Raw genomic sequence first — 19,625 nt, forward strand, 5'->3', positions numbered from 1 at the left:
TTCATAATAGAAAAATAAATAATTTCTATACTAATTAAATGACAACTAATACAATATTTAATCTGAATTTTAGGAGGAGAAATATGAATAGAAATGTAATCTTATCATGTGCTGTAACAGGAGCGGGAGAAACGACTGAAAAGAGTCCTCATGTTCCGGTAACACCGAAAGAAATTGCAGATTCTGCTATAAAAGCTGCTAAAGCTGGAGCTACAATTGCCCATGTGCATGCCCGCGATCCTGAAACTGGGAAATTAAGTCATGATGTTAAGCTTTTTCAGGAAATTGTAGAGCGAATTCGTGAAGCTGACACAGACGTAATTATTAATATTACTGCAGGTGGCGGTGGAGACTGGATTCCGAGTGAATCAAATCCTGCTACAGGTGCAGAGGGAACAGACATGCAAACACCTGAGGAACGTCATGAACCTGTTGGCTTATTATTACCTGAAATCTGCACATTAGACTGTGGAAGTGTCAACTTTGGAGATCAAGTGTATATTAGTCCTACAGATTGGCTTCGTAAACAAGCAAAACTTATTAAAGATAGCGGTGTAAAGCCAGAGTTAGAATGTTTTGACACAGGTCATATTCGATTTGCCAATCAATTGGTAAAAGAAGGGCTTATCGAGGGAGATCCGATGTTTCAGTTTTGTTTAGGGATTCCATGGGGAGCAGACGCTGATGCAGAAACATTAGCCTACATGCGGTCGCGCATTTCTGAAAATGCAACATGGGCTGCTTTCGGTATTGGTCGCATGCAAATGCCTATGGTTGCTGAATCAGTTCTTCAAGGTGGTAATGTACGAGTTGGCTTGGAGGATAACCTTTATCTGAAGAAAGGTACCTTAGCAACAAACGAACAATTGGTAGACAAAGCAGTAGGTATTGTTCAGAGCTTAGGAGCAGATGTTATGTCACCAGCGGAAGCAAGAAGCTTTTTAAATCTGCGTAACCCGAATGGAAAGGCGGAATAAATAAAATGTCAGCAGAGAATTTGAACATACAACAAATAAAACATATTACAGTTGTCGGTACTGGTGTAATTGGTAACGGATGGATTACAAGGTTCTTGGCAAATGGTTTTACTGTTACTGCGAGTGATCCGGATCCAAGTGCTGAGCAACGCACTCGAGAAGCAGTTGCACACGCGTGGCCATATATGGAAAAAATGGGATTGGCAGAGAATGCTTCCAAGAATAATTTATATTTTGAGCCAGATTTAACTAAAGCTGTTTCTGAAGCTGATTTCATACAAGAAAATGTACCTGAACGAGAAGAATTAAAACGAAAGGTTATTGCTGAGATTGATAAACATGCTCCAGCAGCAACAATTATTGGTTCAAGTACTTCAGGGATTTTGCCAAGTACTTTACAGGCGGATTGCACAAATCATCCGGAACGTGTTATTGTAGCACACCCTTTTAACCCAGTATATTTGATGCCTTTGGTTGAATTGGTAGGTGGGAAAAAGACATCTGATAGTAACCTTGAAAAGGCAAGAGAATTTTATGCGATTATGAAAATGAAGCCACTTATTGTTCAACAAGAAATTGAAGGACATATTGCAGACCGTCTGATGGAAGCAATATGGAGAGAAGCGTTACACATTGTAAATGATGGTGTAGCTACTACAGAAGAAGTGGATGCATCTATCGTGTACGGACCTGGCTTGAGATGGGCATTAATGGGGCCATTTCTAACCCTGCATATGGGTGGCGGCAAGCAAGGAATGCGCCATCTATTGGAACAATTCGGCCCTGCACTCAAGCTTCCATGGACGAAACTAGAGGCTCCTGAACTAACAGATGAGCTTGCTGAAAAGGTTATTACAGGCTGTGAAACCCAAACAGAAGGTATTTCTATGGAAAAACTGGAAGAGCGTAGAGACGAATTCTTGGTCGAATTACAAGAACTATTGGAAAAGTATTGGCCTGCAGCTACAATGAATGGAAAGCTATAGATGGGGGACGATCAAATGACAAAGTCTAAAGTAATCCTTGAAGATAAGGTTCGTGAAGAATGGATTGATTACAATGGGCATATGAACGATGCAGAGTATGTACGTGTGTTCAGTTGGGGCGTAGACCGGTTCATGAAATTAGTTGGAATTGATGATACGTTTCGCGAAGAGAAGAATTATACGATCTTTACCATGGAAACACATGTATGTTATTTAGCGGAAATGAGCTTAAATGAACAGCTAGAGGTACATCTGAAAATGATTGACTATGATGCAAAGCGTGTCCATGTGTTTTTTGAATTATACGGAGCTGACGGTAAACGTGCTGCTACTTCAGAACAAATGTTGATGGGCATTGACCAGTCAACAGGAAAGGCTTCTCCATTCCCTGAAGATGTGTTTAAGCAGGTGGAAGAACTTGCGAAAAATCATACACCTGACGAAAATCCGAAAGAAGTAGGAAGAGTTATTGGTATTAAACGAAAAAATAAGCACTAGCAAAAGAAGAGGCCGTTTTGTGGCCTCTTCTTTTTATGATGCACTATAACTTCCTCACTACTTATTTCTACTCACTTACCGCCATCTATTGCTTTTATTATTTTTCAAGATTTTTTAGAAAACTATATTAATTTTGATAAATATATGATATAATCACGCTTAACATTTTCAATACTTTAGCACATAACAGGGGGAAAGCAAATTGAAGAAAGTAATTGGTTTAGCAATGTTAATTGCAATGGTACTATTATCAGCTTGTGGATCAAATAATGCTGCTGGCTCGGAAGGAGATAAAGAAAAAAGTGAAGATGCAGCAAAGAAAGAAACATACACAATAGGAGCCAGCCAAATCGTAGAGCATCCATCACTGGACGCAGCATACGAAGGGTTTCAGGCTGCTTTAAAGGAAGCTGGATTGGATGTTGAATATGATTTTCAAAGTGCGCAAGGTGACCAAAATAATGTGAAACCAATTTCAGATAATTTTGTTGCTGATCAGGTTGATCTTATCTTTGCAAATTCCACACCAAGTGCCTTAGGAGCATTGCAAGCAACGAAAGATATCCCAATTGTATTTACCTCGGTAACCGATGCAGTCGATGCAGGATTGGTTTCTTCCATGGATGAGCCTGGGGAGAATATTACGGGGGTTGTTGATCTGCACCCAGAACAAATTGATCAAACAATCGAATTTTTAAATAAAAACTTCGCTGGTGCAACAATAGGAATGTTATATAATGCTGGAGAACAGAATTCTGTTACCCAAATCGAGGCTGTTCGTAAAGCAGCAGAGGGTACAGATCTTAAAATAGAAGAGCGCACTGTAGCAAATTCTGCTGAGGTTCAACAGGCCGCTAATTCACTTGTTAGTGACATTGATGTATTTTATATCATTACTGATAATACAGTAGTATCTGCATTGGACAGTGTGGTAGGAGTTGCAAATGAACAGGATATCCCACTTATTGTTGGTGAACCGGATTCCTTAGCAAAAGGTGGCTTTGTCACTTTTGGTATTGACTATCATACAATAGGTTACCGGACAGGTGAAATGGCGGCACAAATTTTGCAGGGTGAAAAGAAACCAAGCGATTTCCCTGTTGAATATCCGCCTGAAATACAACTGTTTATTAATAAACAAGCAGCAGAAGAACAAAACGTAGAATGGAATGACGAATGGGATAACACAGCCCAATTTGTTGAAAATGAGTAGGATAATAACTATAACAGAGCCAGGAGACAACCTGGCTCTTCCTTGCACCAAATACACATATCAAATACGGAAGGAAGGGGATATACGATGCTAATAGCTATGTTTGGTGCAGTAGAATCAGGAATCATTTATGCAATAATGGCATTGGGAGTTTATTTAACCTTTCGTATTTTAGATTTCCCGGATTTAACTGTAGATGGCAGTTTCGTTACCGGAGGTGCCGTCGCAGCAATCTCAATTATTAACGGAGTCCCACCGGTTATAGCTACTATATTTGCAATTGGAGCAGGTTTTCTTGCAGGATGTATTACCGGTTTATTGCATACAAAGGGTAAAATTAACGCCCTGCTTGCAGGGATTCTGATGATGACTGCACTCTATTCCATTAATTTAAGGATCATGGATACGCCTACTCTATCGCTATTAAATGAAACAACCATTTTCACCCAACTGCAAACGATTTGGGGTAATACCGGTGTTGACCAGGCCTTAAATGGTTTATTAACTGCGATGGGTGCGGATCGATTGCCAAGCACGTGGGCCTTTTTAATCGTTATGCTAGTAATTACAATCACTATAAAATTAGTAACTGATTTTTACCTTAAGACAGAAATTGGTTTAGCACTAAGAGCGATTGGTGACAACAAACGTATGATTCGCAGCTTATCAGCAAATACAGATAATCTGACAATCATTGGTGTAGGAATTTCCAATGGATTGGTAGCTCTTGCTGGTGCTTTAATTGCTCAACTTGGAGGCTTTGCAGATGTTGGAATGGGGATAGGTATGATTGTAATAGGGCTCGCCTCCGTAATTATTGGTGAGGCATTATTTGGTACCAAAACCGTTGCCAGGGCGACTATTGCGGTAATCGGGGGAGCTATTATATATCGTATGATCGTAACAGTTGCTCTGCGTTTTGACTTTGTAGAAACAGGAGATATGAAGCTAATGACTGCTCTTATAGTAATAGCAGCATTAATTACACCTAAAATAGTACACGCGCGAAAAGAAAAGCAGCGTCGTTTACAGAAACGAGCACAACTTCATCAACATGCAAAGGGGGCGTAACTATGTTGGATTTAAAAGATATTTCCATTACCTTCAATGAAGGGACTCCAGACGAGAAGAAGGCATTGACAGATATAAATCTCAATCTTAAAAAGGGAGATTTTGTTACTATAATTGGAAGCAATGGGGCAGGAAAATCAACCTTGATGAATACTATCTCCGGTAATCTATACCCTGATGTTGGAGATGTGTTAATCAATGGACGACAGGTTGTCCATTTACCGGAATACAAACGTTCCGCCTTTATCGGACGTGTATTTCAAGATCCAATGGCAGGTACAGCCCCCTCGATGACAATTGAAGAAAATTTGGCAATGGCCTATGCGCGTAATAAAAAAAGAAAGCTTGTATTTGGTGTAACTAAAAAAAGGAAAGAGATGTTCCGAGACCGATTAAAGACACTGAACCTTGGTCTGGAAAACAGATTGAATGCGAAAGTAGGTTTTTTATCAGGTGGAGAAAGGCAGGCATTATCTCTTTTAATGACCACTTTTACTGACCCGGATATTTTGTTGTTAGATGAACATACAGCTGCTTTAGATCCCTCACGTGCAGCGTTAATAACAGAGCTTACAAAAGAGGTTGTCGCCAATTCAGGCCTTACTACGCTGATGGTTACACATAATATGCAGCAAGCCTTGGATTTAGGTAATCGTTTGGTAATGATGGATAAAGGTCAAATTATTTTTGAAGTAAGCGGAAAGGCGAAGCGTGGTTTAAGGGTGGAAGATTTATTACGCGAGTTCCAGCGTATAAGAGGTGAGCAATTCGAAAGTGATCGAGCGGTTCTGGGTTAATGGCTATTATAAGTCGTGGAAAAATATTAACATATATTTTAAAGCAGATTTATCGGACTTAGTTATATTCCATAATAAAAGTGCTTACCACTCGGGTAAGCACTTTTTTAAACTAATTTATACGACACCTTGTTCAATCATAGCATTTGCAACCTTTTCAAATCCGGCAATATCTGATCCGATAACTAAGTTACCGGGATAGCCATATTCTTCGGCTGCTGCCACACAATTTTGGTATATGTTTTGCATGATTTCTTGTAATTTCATATCTACTTCTTCAAATGTCCATGACATTCTCATACTATTCTGAGCCATCTCGAGAGAAGAAACAGCTACTCCTCCTGCATTAGCTGCTTTTGCAGGTCCGAATAAAATATCGTTCTCAAGGAATAAATCAATTGCTTCTGTTGTGGAAGGCATGTTAGCCCCCTCTGCAACGGCTTTAACACCATTAGCAATTAATAATTTTGCATCAGCTTCGTCGATCTCATTCTGTGTTGCGCACGGAAGAGCAATATCACAAGGCACAGTCCAAATCTTAGAACAATCATCTACAAATTCAGCGTTAGGATGAATTGCAACATAATCGGCAATTCGTCCACTCTCCACCTCTTTAATCTGCTTCACTGTATCCAGATTAATTCCATGCGGATCGTAAATATATCCACTGGAATCACTGCAAGCAACAACATTTGCACCGAATTCTAATGCTTTTTCCATTGCATAAATAGACACATTACCAGATCCTGAAACGACAACTGTACTATCTTGAAGAGTCAGGTTCGCACTATTCAGCATTTCTTTTACAAAGTAAATGGTGCCGTAACCGGTCGCTTCTTTTCTGGCAAGACTGCCGCCATAATTTAATCCCTTTCCTGTTAGTACTCCAGCTTCAAAAGTCCCGCGGATTTTCTTATACTGGCCAAACATATAACCAATTTCTCTAGCGCCAACGCCAATGTCTCCAGCCGGGATATCAACATCAGGTCCGATATACTTCGCAAGCTCGGTCATGAAACTGCGGCAGAAGCGCATAATTTCATTATCTGATTTTCCTTTTGGATCAAAATCAGCTCCACCTTTACCTCCACCTATAGGCTGACCGGTTAGTGAGTTTTTAAAAATTTGTTCCAGACCTAGGAATTTCACAATACTTAAATTGACCGATGGGTGAAAACGAAGCCCACCTTTGTACGGGCCCAGTGCACTATTGAATTGAACACGGAAACCACGATTCACATGGACTTTCCCATTGTCATCAACCCATGGAACACGGAAGGTAATTACGCGCTCAGGTTCAACTAGTTGTTCCAAAATGCCTTTTTCAATATAGATAGGGTTTTTAATGAGGACAGGGGAGAGGGATTGGAAGATCAATTCAACTGCCTGGTGAAACTCACCCTCATTGGGATTTCGCTCAAGAACACGCTTATAAAGTCCTTCTAAGTAATTTTCTACATTCTCTACGCTTGATTTATCATCTGAAACCTTTTTCTCTTTAATTAGACTCATAAAGGCATCAACAACCTCCTTCAAATTATCGCTAAGAAAATCCAACCGAATTAATGAATATTCTGTTTATTATTTTACCTGAATTAATTCATCTTAACAATATGAATATTAGATATAATTAATGCTATAATGAGATTAATAAAAGGTGGCGGTTAAATTTGGAACTACGACAATTAAAATATTTCATTGAAGTTGCCAAACGTGAGCATGTTACAGAGGCTGCTGATGCGCTTCATGTTGCACAGTCTGCAGTAAGTAGACAAATATTTAATCTTGAAGAAGAACTTGGTGTTAATCTTTTTATCAGGGAAGGCAGGAATGTAAGATTGACCCCTATTGGCAGGGTTTTTCTTGATCATATGGAGCAAGCATTGAACGTAATAGATGATGGGGTACAAGTAGTAGAAGAATATACAGATCCTCAAAGGGGTACCATTCATATCGGTTTTCCGAGCAGCTTGGCGGCTTATATTCTACCTACTGCTATTTCTGCTTTTCGAAATCAATATCCAAATGTAAAATTTGAATTGAATCAAGGTTCATATTATGATTTAAAGAATGCTGTAATTAGAGGTGAAAGTAATATAGCGTTGCTTGGACCTGTTCCACTTAATGAAAAAAGATTAAAGCACTCTATTCTATTTACAGAGAAAATTGTTGCATTATTACCAGAACAACATAGACTTGCCCAGGAAAAGGCATTACATCTTAATCAATTAAGGGACGATTCCTTTGTTCTTTTTCCAGAAGGCTTTGTATTACACGATATTATCATAAAGGCTTGCAGACAGCTTGGATTTTCCCCTAAAGTTTCTTTTGAGGGGAAGGATATTGATGCCATTAAGGGACTGGTTTCTGCTGGACTTGGTGTATCGTTGGTTCCTGAAATTACGCTTGTTGATCATTTACCACGTTCTACAGTGAAAATTCCCATTAAGGAACCAGATGTAACTCGTACAGTGGGTGTAGTTATCCCCGCAGAACGACAACTGCTGCCAACGGAAAAATTATTCTATGAATTTATAAAACAATTCTTTAGCAGACTAGAAAGCTTTCAATATTAAATTCTTTATTTTTGAGTATATATTTATCTACATTTTTCTTGATAAACTTCATTACCTATGATAGTCTATAGATACAATATATCGATAACTAAATATAATATTAACACTATATATAGTGTTTTGGTTATGGTTACACCATTCGTGTTTAAAAGGGAATCCAGTGAAATTCTGGAACTGTACCCGCAACTGTAATTGTGACGAACGAGATGATTCCACTGTTTGAGATGTCTATTGAGCAAATGGGAAGGACTCTAGTAGAAAGACCAAAAGTCAGGATACCTGCCATAACTTGTAGTTTCCATTCTCCGGGATTAGAGAAGGTGAAACGATGGATGCTAGTTTAAGTAGCACTGTTCTGTCGTTTTGACCGTTCCTAATATGAGGAGAACGGTTTTTTTATTGCACTAAAGGTTAAGGTGACAGTATATCGGTATTATTTTTTTGAGGAGGTTTCACATGATAACAAAGAATTTGGATTACGAAGAAAAGGTAATGGAATGGATTAACCGGGCAGCAAAAGAATTACCCATAAATACGGAAAAGTATATTGAAAAATCATTGAGAGCAATTCAAGAAGATACTTCTTTGGAAAAAATAACCGATATTTTAGTTAAGAATGCTTTAGAAAATATTGACGAATCTGCACCTGAATGGGCGTTTCTTGCCAGCAGAATTTTTCTTGAGGAGCTATATCGTCAAGCTGCCAAAAACCGGGACTTTGATGTGAATCTACGTTATGGCAATTTTTATAAATTAATTAGTACGCTAACGGAGCAAGGAATTTATGCTACTAACCTATTAAATAAATATAATAAAGAAGAGATTGAAGCTTTTGAAAAGCAGCTTGATCCACAAAGAGATTTGCTGTTTAACTATCTAGGAATACATACCATAGCAAGTCGCTATCTTGCTACAGATCACAATAAGAATGTAATGGAGTTACCTCAGGAACGTTGGATGATAATTGCTATGTATTTAATGCAGGATGAGGATAAGGCGCAACGTGCACAACTTGTCCAGGAAGCATACTGGGCACTTAGCAACCTTTATATGACAGTGGCTACCCCAACGTTAACGAATGCCGGAAAAACGCATGGTCAGTTATCCAGTTGTTTTATTGATACAGTCGACGATAGTCTTCAATCTATTTATGACAGTAATACAGATATTGCCAAACTGTCGAAAAATGGTGGCGGAATTGGTGTATATATGGGTAAAATCCGCAGCCGCGGTAGTGCAATTAAAGGATTTAAAGGTATGTCCAGTGGGGTAGTACCTTGGATTAAGCAGCTGAATAATACAGCTGTTAACGTGGATCAGTTGGGCACTCGTAAAGGGGCCATTGCCATTTATTTAGATGCATGGCATAAAGATATTGAAGCATTTCTTGATCTGAAGCTAAATAATGGAGATGACAGAATGCGCGCCCATGATATTTTTACAGGGGTTTGCTTGCCTGATTACTTTATGGAACAAGTGGACAAGCGGGGCGATTGGTATCTGTTTGACCCACATGAAGTACGACAGGTTATGGGCTTCTCCTTGGAAGATTTCTATGATGAAGAAAAGGGCAGCGGAACATGGCGCGAAAAGTACGAAGCATGTATTCAAAACGAGAATCTTTCCAGAACACAGGTGCCAGCTATTTCTATTATGAAAAGGATAATGAAATCACAGCTTGAATCAGGCACGCCTTTCATGTTTTATCGTGACGAAGTGAATCGTCAGAACAGTAATGAACACGAAGGAATTATTTATTGCTCGAATTTATGCACAGAAATTACGCAAAATCAATCTCCAACGCAATTTATAGAAGAATTTGTAGAAAATGAAAACACGATTGTGCAAAAATATAAATCTGGTGATTACGTTGTTTGTAACTTAAGCTCAATTAATCTGGGAAAAGCTGTTCCCGACGGTGTGCTTGATCGTTTGTTAAAAATCCAAGTACGTATGTTGGATAACGTAATAGATATAAATACATTGCCAATTAAGCAAACACAATTAACAAATCAAAAATACCGAGCTATCGGCTTGGGTACATTCGGGTGGCATCATTTACTTGCCAAGAAGAATATTAAATGGGAGACAGACGAAGCAGTGAATTTCGCTGACGAGTTATATGAGGAAATTGCTTATTTAACCATTAAAAACAGTATGGAATTAAGTAAAGAAAAGGGCTCCTATCCTGTATATGAAGGCAGTAAGTGGCAAACGGGTGAATACTTCACCAATAAAGGGTATACGAGTGACAAATGGACAGGTCTTAAAGAACAAGTAAAGCAGAACGGAATGCGTAATGGCTATTTAATGGCTGTTGCACCAAACTCTACAACAGCGATGATTGCCGGTTCTACAGCTAGTATTGATCCTGTATTTAAAGCTTTTTACAACGAAGAAAAGAAGGATTTTAAGATTCCTGTTACGGCACCAGAATTAGATCATCATACGTACGATATTTATCGCCGTTCTGCATATATTGTCGATCAACGTTGGTCTGTGAAACAAAATGCGGCTAGACAAAAGCACGTAGATCAAAGTATTTCATTCAACTTTTATGTGCCAAATACGATTAAAGCCTCTGTTTTGCTAAATCTTCACTTGCAGGCATGGCAGGAAGGATTAAAAACAACTTATTACGTACGTTCAACATCAAATGATGTCGAAGAATGTGAGTGGTGTCAAAGTTGAGGATGCTAATTGCGTATCATACCTATAGTGGCAATACGGAAGAAGTTGCTGATCATATTGCAAAAAAACTTTATGATAAAGGGTTTAATGTAGATACACATCTTATGGGTATAGATCCCCCCGTAGATGTCTCCCATTATGATTTTATCTTTATTGGAACATTTACATGGGATAGGGGCAGTACGCCTGAAGAAGTGAAAGACTTTATATGGGAAATTGGCTACAAGCCTGAGAATGTTGCAGTTTTTGGTACGGGTGATACACAATTTGGCGGGGATGAATTGTTTTGTAAAGCAGTAGATAAACTGGTTCAATTTTATAATAGTAAATGGCCAGGGCTTAAAATTGAACAGTCCCCCCGGGGATATCAGGAAAAAATGGTTTATGATTGGGTGGAAGGAGTTTTAGAACATGTCAGAAGTTATGCTTTCTAAAGCAAAGACTTTGGAGCCGCGTAATCCAAACAAGTCCACAGGCTTATTTGGAGGAAAATCAAGCGGAATATTGAATTGGAATGATATTGCATATCCACATTGGTATAAGATATACAAGCGGCTGATTGGGAATTATTGGCAGGCTGATGAGGTAAATATGGCAGGTGATGTAAAACAATTTTCCACATTATCAGAAGCAGAGAAAGAGGCATATTTAAAGATCATCGGATTATTGTCCACATTAGATGGACCACAAACACGTACTGCTTTACTAATTTCGTTATATGCAACAGATCCGTCCGTACAATCAATAATGGCGGTAATTGCCCAGCAAGAAGCTGTGCATAATGAAAGTTATTCCTATGTACTTGCTTCCGTTGTCTCACTGGATGAACAAAACGAATCTTTTCAGCTTGGAAGAAAAGATCCTGTGTTGTTGAAACGAAATGAAAACTTAGTAAACCAATACAATTCATTTGTGGAAAAACCTACAATGGATAACATTCTAAAAACGCTAGCGTATACTGCGTTACTTGAAGGAATGTTCTTCTATTCTGGCTTTGCATTTTTCTATAATTTGGCTCGTCATAACAAAATGGTTGGTACTTCCACGATGATTAGTTATATTAATAGAGATGAACTGGAGCACGGCCGTTTCATTGCTGAGCTATTCAGAGCAACATTGGCAGAAAACCCGGAACATAATACAGAAGAATTTGTTGAATGGGTATACGATCACTTTAAGCAGTCAGTAGAACTGGAAACAGAATGGTCGAATTATGTATTGGGAAATGTAGAGGGAATAGATTTAGAGGAAATGGAAGGCTATATTAAATACCGTGCAAATAAAATGCTCCGGATGATGGGATTGGAAGAATTATATCCAGAGCATGTGGAGAATCCAATGAAGTGGATTCGTGCATATGTGGATAACTTTGATGGAACTAAAACTGATTTCTTTGAACAAAAATCAAGACAGTACACCAAAACAAGTGATTTAAACGGATTTGACGATCTTTAAGATTAAAAGAAGCATGCCTCTTTTTCACCGGAGGCATGCTTCTTGATGATTTATTGTAAATGCTGGGGCGCATATGATACCTCATATAATCTTATTTTTTCATAGTTGGAGGAAACTGCGACGTAAATTTGTAGTAGATTTCATTTTAAGGAGGGGAATAGACCCATTGATTTCCACTGCAGGGGGACGCTTTCACACCTCCGGGTACAAGCGCGACATCTGTTCGTAACCTCACAGTGTCTTCTTTGCCGCCCGGCATGGCTTCAGTCGCTTCCTCCGCTACGCTCCGTGCAGGGTCTTCAGCTCATGCAATTCGAGGCCACTGAAAAAGTCATTTTCTACTAAAATAGAAGTTTTTCAAAAGACGCTATCCCAAAATTTTGTTTTGTTAATATGCATAAATGGAGAGCCAGAACTAGTTTATGCCACTCATAGGCTAAAAAGTGGTGATGTAATTTTTTGGAACTAGCCTTCTCAAGAATTTACCGGACTTTTTCAGTGGCCTCATGCTATTCCGGCAGGAGTCGCGGGCCAACAGGACGTTGGTTATGCAATCGTTGCCACAGGACGTGGCGTTCTTAGATTGCCCCCTTCCGCTCCAATCAATTTGTATCTGCTTTAAACCATAAATAGCGGGTTAATATCTAACCACTTTTCCAGTGTAGGAAAAACAACAGGGCTTTTTGATGGGGCGAGTAATCGCAGCCCCAGCTGAAGATCCCGCAGGAAGTGGTTTTCTTCCGAGGAAGCTGAAGCGTTGCCCACGGAAAGCGGAGTGTGTTTTCCGCAACGGCCGCTTAGAGTACTATTAAGTTACGTCGTAGTTTAACTATTTTGCTAATCACTGGTGGCCCCCAACATAAAATTTATGATCCCTTGCTGATAAAGAAAATATAATCTACGACAGAATCACTCGTCCACAACTAACTAATAGGCAGGTATGCATTGTAAAGCGAAGATAAAGTATACCTCTATCTTATCTATAATTGATCCAATGGGATAACTTTCCCTGATACTGCGTCAACACCATAGGAACAATCTATTTTTCCACATAATATATATTTGTCTTCTGTCTGACTGTAGACATAAACAGGTGTAACTTCTACATGTTTACGTAAAAGCTCAAATGCTTGCTGTTTTGTTAAAACCGGAGTCTGAGCTGGTGAAAAGTGATCAAAAATTTCAATTAGGCTATCAAAATCTGAGTAATTCAAAGCAGTATATTTTTCACTATCAAGATATACCTGAAGTTTGCGATCAATTACTCGTCGCCCACGTTCTGCAGGAAGCAACTCTGCAATGATATAAGAATCTTGTAAACGCAAACTGTACAGCATCCATTTACCACTGTCATCAGGATAAACTCGTTGTAGGAACCGCTTAATTTCTAATGTTGCTTTTTCCTCATCCTCTTTATCCAGTTCCTTCTTAGAAGTGCTATGATCAGATAATGCTTCCTCCTCCGTAGCCTCAAGAGATAAGTCAATTTCTACTGGAGAAAAAGGATCCTTAATAGCTTCTTCCCATTCCATAATAATTTGTTTTTTTACATAAGCAGCCTGTTCTTCTGCCTCTTCAAATGTAATTACTTTCTTAACGTCATTTGTTAGAAATACGCTCGTTGCACTATAGATAGATTTCCACATTTCTTCACTCTCTAAAGGCACTTCAAGCAATTGCATTTGTTCTTTCGCAACAGATTCAACAATATCTGTTGTTAACGCAAAAGGCTCCCAATGAATAGCATCTTCGGAAGGGAAGTTACCATCAATAGAAAATAGCGTAAGTTGGCCTTCATTATTAAACTCCACATTAATTACACCAGTAGGGAAAACCGGAATGTTATCAACAGCCGCTTGAAAATGCATTGTCGTTCCCTCTGTAGGCAATAGCTGAAATTGTCGTCCAAATTCCAAGCCGGTAATGTTTTCGATCCATGTAATCGTTTCTTCTTTTTGATTTAAGTTAGGAAAACTGCCTTCTTCAGCAAAGGAGACATCCTGCACAAAAATAATTCGCTTCACTTTTTCAGTTTGAATATCAATATCGATCACAGCAGCACCAGGTGGATTGAGTTCTTCATCCATAGGCTCAGAGTCTTCAGGGAACCACTCTGTGGATAAAAGGTAGCTATGTTCCCCAGGTATACCACTTTCTTTAAAGATGTGGCTTCTTTTCAGAAAGTAGTTGCTTAGACCACACTCTTCTGCAGTAGCTTTCGCTAGTTTTTCCAATTTATTGTCCATATATATAAAACCCTCACTTTTTTATTTTCTTCAGTATAACATGATGCGATAAAGGTTACATTTCAAGGGAAATAGGAAGTTACTGTAAAGTAATATTGTAAATAATCTGAAATAAACATATACTAGAAATAAATAAACCTAAGGAAAGGGAGATTCATATGCCATTATGGCTTCAAATAGTCGGAGGGCTATTAGTGTTTGGTTATATTATCGATCTTGTCGCCAAAAAAAGAGGTGGGCGGATAAACCCCGGGGAAAAGGCTAAACCTTTAAATGATGACCCCCGTAATCTTCCGGAAAATATTATTCATCAGGCTAATATGAATAACCAAAACCACGGACCTAATTAATAATTAAGGATGGAGACTGAGATATAAATAATGAAAGGATGGAAGATCCAAAACGATTATTCCATAAGGCAGTTGATGAATCACTCCTACAATTAAGTAAAAACGTTGGGGGTGAGTTTTTATTTTAATAAGAAGTTGAATATAGGAGGTTTGTATGTGAGAAATAGTTTACCAGAATTAGAAACAGAAAGGCTTATTCTAAGAAGAATTACGGAGAATGATCTTCATGATATAAACGAATACGGAGGCTGTAAAGAGGTATCTCAATTCGTTTCATGGGAAACGCATCAGTCGCTGGAGGATACAAAAAGGTTATGAGCAAGGCGATTCTTATTTTTGGGGCATTATTCTAAAGGAGAATAATAAGTTAATTGGAACAATCAATTATGTTACTTGGAATCAAAAACACCGAGTAGGTGAAATTGGCTATGTACTATCCCACACGTGTTGGAGAAGAGGTTTGATGACAGAAGCAGCAACAGAAGTTATCCGATTTGGTTTCAGAGAAGGAGGACTTGTTCGGATTCAAGCGAAATGTTTTCTGGAGAATACAGGTTCGGAGGGCGTCATGAAAAAGTGTGGAATGACGTATGAAGGAACACTGAGACAGGCGATGTATGCAAAAGGAAAGCAACATGACTTAAAATTGTATGCGATTATTAAAAATGATGATTGTAAATAGTTGAAAACAAACCGTTATCAAAGTGTATAACAAAAAAGTATTATTTGTACGCTTGTTAGTAGGTTATGATAAAGGTAACAAGCAAAGAAGCAGGTGTGTAAATAATGAATACGCAACTCAAATGTAAAAAAGCAGAGATCCAGGACCTTCATAAAATTATTGAATTACTTGCAGATGATGAATTGGGAAGGAAGAGAGAAAGACTTGAGGATCCACTACCGGAAAGTTATATAAAAGCGTTTAATGCAATTCAAGGAGATCCAAATAATGAATTAATCCTAGCTGTTCTCGCTGAAGAAATAGTTGGGGTATTACAGATCACCTTCACACCTTACTTAACTTATCAGGGGGGATGGCGAGCGACGATAGAGGGTGTAAGAACTAATAAATTTTTACGAGGTAAGGGGATAGGAACTCAAATGATCGAATGGGCCATTCACCTTGCAAAAGAAAGAGGCGCCCATGTTGTACAGTTGACAACTGATAAACAGCGACCCGAAGCTTTGGAGTTTTATAAACGACTTGGATTTCGAGCTTCCCACGAAGGATTAAAGCTGCATTTAGGTTAACTATTTCATTACGGAGGGATTTTTTTGAAAATCTTCGATGCTCATTTACATATTATAGATCCAAAATATCCCCTAATTCCCAACCAAGGATACGTGCCGGATCAATTTACATGTAAGGATTATAAAGAGAAAACAAAGAACTTAAACGTGACAGGAGGGGCGATTGTGTCAGGCTCCTTTCAAGGATTCGATCAATCCTACCTGAAAAAGGCCCTTCATTTACTTGGCGAAGGCTTTGTAGGTGTAACACAATTACCATACGATGTATCCGATGACGAGATTATTGAATTACATAAATTAGGGGTTAGGGCAGTACGATTTAATGTGAAACGTGGAGGAACAGAGGCGATGGTGAATTTAGAAAATGTTGCTCGGCGGGTGTATGAAATGGTCAATTGGCATGTGGAGTTGTATATTGATTCCACCAAACTGAAAGATTACTTTTCGTTGATTGTAAATCTACCAGCTGTTTCTATTGACCATTTGGGATTAACACAGGACGGATTTCATGATTTGCTTCGCTTAGTCGACCAAGGAGTGAAGGTAAAATCAACTGGTTTCGGCAGACTTGACTTTGATCCAGCAAAAGCTATGAAACAAATACATGCAGTAAATCCAGAAGCACTATTGTTTGGGACAGACCTTCCATCTACAAGAGCAGACAGACCATTTCAACTATCCGATATGGAACTTATTATAGACGTATTGGGAGAAAATGAGGCACGAAAGGTACTTTGTGAAAATGGTGTAAATTGGTATCAAAAAGTACTTAATTAACGTAGAGCTGCATTTTATAAAATAGAAAGGTGATAAGCTATGAAGCTAGTACTCATATTCGGTCCTCAGGCAGTTGGAAAAATGACAGTTGGCCAGGAGCTTGCCAAACTTACTAACTTGAAACTAATGCATAACCACATGACGATCGATCTTTTAGAACCATTATTTGGATTTAGTCCGGAGTTATGGAAGTTATCCAATACCTTTCGGGAAGAAATTTTCCGTTCCTTTGCCAAAACGGATCAAGATGGAATAATCTTTACCTTTGTTTGGGCATTTAACAAGCAAGAGGATTGGGAAAACGTTGAACATGTATGTACTATTTTTAGAGAAAAAAACGCGGAAATCTATTTTGTAGAATTAGAAGCGAAATTAGATATCAGGCTGAAGCGAAATAAAACTGCAAACCGATTGGAACACAAACCAACAAAACGCAACATAAACCAATCAGAGCAAAATTTATTAAACAGTATGGAAACCCTTCGACTGAATTCACGTGAAGGCGAACTCAAACGAGATAATTATGTTCGTATTGATAATAACAAGCTAAGTGCCGTGGAAGTCGCAGAAAGGATAAAAGAGCATTTTGAACTATAGGGAAATTCCTCCTTTACATTAACGTAACGTAAACCCTTATAGTAAACGTGAAGGGGTGACGAACATGCTTATTAAAGAAGCAGCAAAAAAACTAAATACAACAGCTAGAACAATTCGCTTATATGAGGAGAAAGGATTGATTAGTCTAAAAAAAGACCAAGAAAATGATTATAGAATCTTTACCGAAGACGACTTATATCGGCTAAGTACCATTCTTGCCCTAAGAGAGATTGGTATTCAAATTAGTGAGATTAGGGAGATGTTGAAGCAGCCTGGAATGCAGATGGAGGATTATTTAAATCTGCAACGCAGTGTCTTGTATGAAAAGCTTTTGGAGATGAAGGATATGATTCATACTATTGATCAAATGATGGAGCATGTGGATTCTGCCGATTTCCAGCCGATATCCAAATTGGCGGAGCATCTAAAAAAACTGAAGCAAATTCGTAAAGGGTGGAAAGACAAGTGGGACTTTGATAGTCAGGCTATAGAATATGATCAACATATTAAAAAGGCAGGATATACGTTTAACGTGCATCAAGGCTATGATGTGGCTTTATCTACGGTAGAGCAATGTATTACGTTAAATGCTAAAGACCAATGTTTAGATATTGGGGTTGGGACAGGTAATTTAGGAGGGAGATTTCTTCATCAAGGTGCCCATGTGATTGGTGTTGATCAATCTGGTAAGATGCTTGAAAAATGCAAGGAGAAATATCCTTTGATGGAAGTGCGGAAAGGACATTTTCTGGCTTTACCCGTTATGGATCTCACAATGGATGTAGTTGTCTCCAGCTATGCTCTGCATCATTTACCGGATGAAGAAAAGCTGCTAGCCTTGCAGGAAATAAACCGTGTGTTAAAATCCGGAGGGCAATTATGTATTGCAGATTTAATGTTCCAAAATGAAAATGACAGGAAACGTGTTCTAGACATGTATCGCTTAGAGGGGAATATGGAAGCTGTGGAAGCGATTGAAGATGAGTATTATGCTGATAGATCCTTACTAATAGAATGGCTGGTTGCACATGATTACGAAGTCAAAGCACAACAAATAAATTCAATATTAAGCGTTATATATGCTGAAAAATGAGTTGGAAAGGAGGTTCATTTAATGCAATTAAAGACCGTACTGCAAGAAATTACTCATCATAATGACTACGACCTTAGTAAAATTTCTATGGATGAGCTTATAAAAGAAATGCTTTGTAATATTGGCTCAACCGATCCCGAATTAAGAGATGCATTGATATACAACGCTTTCGGGAAATTAATTCAAGAAGATTATTTAAAAGTAGATCAGTGGAGATATATCGTAAAAACATGTATGGATACCAATCATTTATTTTTAAACATAGGTGAGACAGAAACAGACTCCGTTTTCTCAAGATCCTTTTCCTCACTTGTTCTGGCTTTGATTTTAGAAAAAGATAGCCAAGAATTTCGTTTATCTGAGACAGAAGTTAGAGAAATTATTAAACAAAGTATTTTATATTTAGAATTAGAAAGAGATATTCGCGGGTATGTAAAAGACAAAGGTTGGGCGCATAGTGTTGCACACGGTGCTGATCTATTGGCAGAAGCGGTAAAACATCCATATTTCGATATGGGGTTAGTTGATGATTGTTTGAAAGCAGTACAGCACAACTTATTCAAAAGGAATGAGGAAGGAATTCCTTATCTGGATGATGAAGAAGAAAGGCTTGTTTTTGTTATAGAAGCATTGTTGGGTCGGGGTGCTACGGAAGACCGTATAGCATCCTGGATATCTGAGGTATCTACCAATTTAAATGAATTATTGAATAGAGAAGGAACAAACTTAGTCTTCTTTAGAAAAAGAGGAGAAATTGTTCGGTTTTTTCGGGCAGTTTACTTTAGATGCTTGTTCAACGGAAATTTCCCGATCATTCAACAAAGGTTATTGAAGGAGTTGAAAGCCTGGCATGAATTGTTCTATGATTAAATATTTTGGAGTATAAAAGAACTTTATTGCAGTTATTGAACTTCAGCTTTCACACAGTTGGAGGAAAATGCGAAGTAGAGTGAAGACTACTAGCTGCAGAGCAAATTAACCGGCAGGAGGGCGAAATAATCCTCTGTAGAGCAAATTAATCGGCAGGAGGGCGAAGTAATCCTCCGG

20 protein-coding genes and 1 riboswitch are annotated in these 19,625 nt (G+C 38.4%); of the genes, 18 read left to right on the forward strand and 2 right to left on the reverse strand.

What is annotated here, in order from left to right; translation table 11 throughout:
• The first annotated feature begins 83 nt into the window (after positions 1 to 83).
• The 6 genes from JCM12304_RS08265 to JCM12304_RS08290 all read left to right on the forward strand — a co-directional run bounded on the left by JCM12304_RS08265 (position 84) and on the right by JCM12304_RS08290 (position 5,542).
• Positions 84 to 977, forward strand: coding sequence for a beta-keto acid cleavage family enzyme (locus JCM12304_RS08265; RefSeq protein ID WP_019376457.1), 894 nt, complete (start codon positions 84 to 86; stop codon positions 975 to 977).
• A 5-nt stretch (positions 978 to 982) separates the two neighbouring features.
• Positions 983 to 1,963 carry a 3-hydroxyacyl-CoA dehydrogenase NAD-binding domain-containing protein gene (locus JCM12304_RS08270; protein ID WP_060679719.1) on the forward strand — a complete coding sequence of 327 codons (981 nt, stop codon included), beginning with the start codon at positions 983 to 985 and terminating at the stop codon, positions 1,961 to 1,963.
• Between the two features lie 15 nt (positions 1,964 to 1,978).
• Positions 1,979 to 2,461, forward strand: coding sequence for a thioesterase family protein (locus tag JCM12304_RS08275; protein ID WP_060679720.1), 483 nt, complete (start codon positions 1,979 to 1,981; stop codon positions 2,459 to 2,461).
• 202 nt (positions 2,462 to 2,663) lie between these two features.
• Positions 2,664 to 3,674, forward strand: coding sequence for an ABC transporter substrate-binding protein (locus JCM12304_RS08280; protein ID WP_060679722.1), 1,011 nt, complete (start codon positions 2,664 to 2,666; stop codon positions 3,672 to 3,674).
• An 87-nt stretch (positions 3,675 to 3,761) separates the two neighbouring features.
• Positions 3,762 to 4,745, forward strand: coding sequence for an ABC transporter permease (locus JCM12304_RS08285; RefSeq protein WP_060679724.1), 984 nt, complete (start codon positions 3,762 to 3,764; stop codon positions 4,743 to 4,745).
• Positions 4,746 to 4,747: 2 nt separating this feature from the next.
• Positions 4,748 to 5,542: an ABC transporter ATP-binding protein gene (locus tag JCM12304_RS08290; RefSeq protein WP_060679726.1), complete on the forward strand. Its 795-nt coding sequence runs from the start codon at positions 4,748 to 4,750 to the stop codon at positions 5,540 to 5,542.
• Between the two features lie 117 nt (positions 5,543 to 5,659).
• Here the strand turns inward: JCM12304_RS08290 and gdhA are convergent, their stop codons facing one another.
• Positions 5,660 to 7,054, reverse strand: a complete 1,395-nt coding sequence (gdhA, locus tag JCM12304_RS08295) for an NADP-specific glutamate dehydrogenase (RefSeq protein ID WP_060679729.1) — start codon at positions 7,052 to 7,054, stop codon at positions 5,660 to 5,662.
• A gap of 158 nt (positions 7,055 to 7,212) precedes the next feature.
• Between gdhA and gltC the strand changes: the two genes are divergently transcribed.
• The 4 genes from gltC to JCM12304_RS08315 all read left to right on the forward strand — a co-directional run bounded on the left by gltC (position 7,213) and on the right by JCM12304_RS08315 (position 12,264).
• The gene (gene gltC, locus JCM12304_RS08300) at positions 7,213 to 8,118 is read left to right on the forward strand and encodes a glutamate biosynthesis transcriptional regulator GltC (protein WP_019376450.1); all 906 of its coding nucleotides are present in this window, start codon (positions 7,213 to 7,215) and stop codon (positions 8,116 to 8,118) included.
• A gap of 110 nt (positions 8,119 to 8,228) precedes the next feature.
• A riboswitch (cobalamin riboswitch) is annotated at positions 8,229 to 8,419 on the forward strand.
• A 191-nt stretch (positions 8,420 to 8,610) separates the two neighbouring features.
• Positions 8,611 to 10,809, forward strand: a complete 2,199-nt coding sequence (locus JCM12304_RS08305) for a ribonucleoside-diphosphate reductase subunit alpha (protein WP_369813149.1) — start codon at positions 8,611 to 8,613, stop codon at positions 10,807 to 10,809.
• Positions 10,810 to 10,811: 2 nt separating this feature from the next.
• Positions 10,812 to 11,243 (forward strand): flavodoxin, encoded by a 432-nt coding sequence (locus tag JCM12304_RS08310; protein ID WP_172675270.1) that lies wholly within the window; start codon positions 10,812 to 10,814, stop codon positions 11,241 to 11,243.
• The gene (locus tag JCM12304_RS08315; protein WP_019376447.1) at positions 11,221 to 12,264 is read left to right on the forward strand and encodes a ribonucleotide-diphosphate reductase subunit beta; all 1,044 of its coding nucleotides are present in this window, start codon (positions 11,221 to 11,223) and stop codon (positions 12,262 to 12,264) included. Before JCM12304_RS08310 ends, JCM12304_RS08315 begins: the two co-directional genes overlap by 23 nt.
• 980 nt (positions 12,265 to 13,244) lie before the next feature.
• Here JCM12304_RS08315 and JCM12304_RS08320 read toward each other — a convergent pair.
• Positions 13,245 to 14,510, reverse strand: a complete 1,266-nt coding sequence (locus tag JCM12304_RS08320) for a hypothetical protein (RefSeq protein ID WP_060679735.1) — start codon at positions 14,508 to 14,510, stop codon at positions 13,245 to 13,247.
• A 158-nt stretch (positions 14,511 to 14,668) separates the two neighbouring features.
• On the opposite strand from JCM12304_RS08320, the gene JCM12304_RS08325 reads away from it, so the two are divergent.
• The 8 genes from JCM12304_RS08325 to JCM12304_RS08355 all read left to right on the forward strand — a co-directional run bounded on the left by JCM12304_RS08325 (position 14,669) and on the right by JCM12304_RS08355 (position 19,448).
• Positions 14,669 to 14,860 carry a hypothetical protein gene (locus JCM12304_RS08325; protein ID WP_019375747.1) on the forward strand — a complete coding sequence of 64 codons (192 nt, stop codon included), beginning with the start codon at positions 14,669 to 14,671 and terminating at the stop codon, positions 14,858 to 14,860.
• A 156-nt stretch (positions 14,861 to 15,016) separates the two neighbouring features.
• Positions 15,017 to 15,178: a GNAT family N-acetyltransferase gene (locus JCM12304_RS20330; RefSeq protein WP_369813148.1), complete on the forward strand. Its 162-nt coding sequence runs from the start codon at positions 15,017 to 15,019 to the stop codon at positions 15,176 to 15,178.
• Positions 15,179 to 15,203: 25 nt separating this feature from the next.
• The gene (locus JCM12304_RS20335) at positions 15,204 to 15,542 is read left to right on the forward strand and encodes a GNAT family N-acetyltransferase (RefSeq protein ID WP_369813150.1); all 339 of its coding nucleotides are present in this window, start codon (positions 15,204 to 15,206) and stop codon (positions 15,540 to 15,542) included.
• 104 nt (positions 15,543 to 15,646) lie between these two features.
• Positions 15,647 to 16,111: a GNAT family N-acetyltransferase gene (locus JCM12304_RS08335; RefSeq protein ID WP_060679737.1), complete on the forward strand. Its 465-nt coding sequence runs from the start codon at positions 15,647 to 15,649 to the stop codon at positions 16,109 to 16,111.
• Positions 16,112 to 16,135: 24 nt separating this feature from the next.
• Positions 16,136 to 16,888, forward strand: coding sequence for an amidohydrolase family protein (locus JCM12304_RS08340; protein ID WP_060679739.1), 753 nt, complete (start codon positions 16,136 to 16,138; stop codon positions 16,886 to 16,888).
• Positions 16,889 to 16,927: 39 nt separating this feature from the next.
• Positions 16,928 to 17,485 carry an AAA family ATPase gene (locus JCM12304_RS08345; RefSeq protein ID WP_019375751.1) on the forward strand — a complete coding sequence of 186 codons (558 nt, stop codon included), beginning with the start codon at positions 16,928 to 16,930 and terminating at the stop codon, positions 17,483 to 17,485.
• Positions 17,486 to 17,549: 64 nt separating this feature from the next.
• Positions 17,550 to 18,578: a MerR family transcriptional regulator gene (locus tag JCM12304_RS08350; RefSeq protein WP_060679741.1), complete on the forward strand. Its 1,029-nt coding sequence runs from the start codon at positions 17,550 to 17,552 to the stop codon at positions 18,576 to 18,578.
• Positions 18,579 to 18,599: 21 nt separating this feature from the next.
• A complete protein-coding gene (locus tag JCM12304_RS08355) occupies positions 18,600 to 19,448 on the forward strand; it encodes a DUF2785 domain-containing protein (protein WP_060679743.1) in 849 nt (282 codons plus the stop codon).
• Positions 19,449 to 19,625 lie beyond the last annotated feature (177 nt).

The sequence above is a fragment of the Virgibacillus halodenitrificans JCM 12304 genome, from assembly GCF_001310895.1.
In the GTDB taxonomy this organism is placed as follows: Bacteria; Bacillota; Bacilli; order Bacillales; family Amphibacillaceae; genus Virgibacillus_Q; species Virgibacillus_Q halodenitrificans.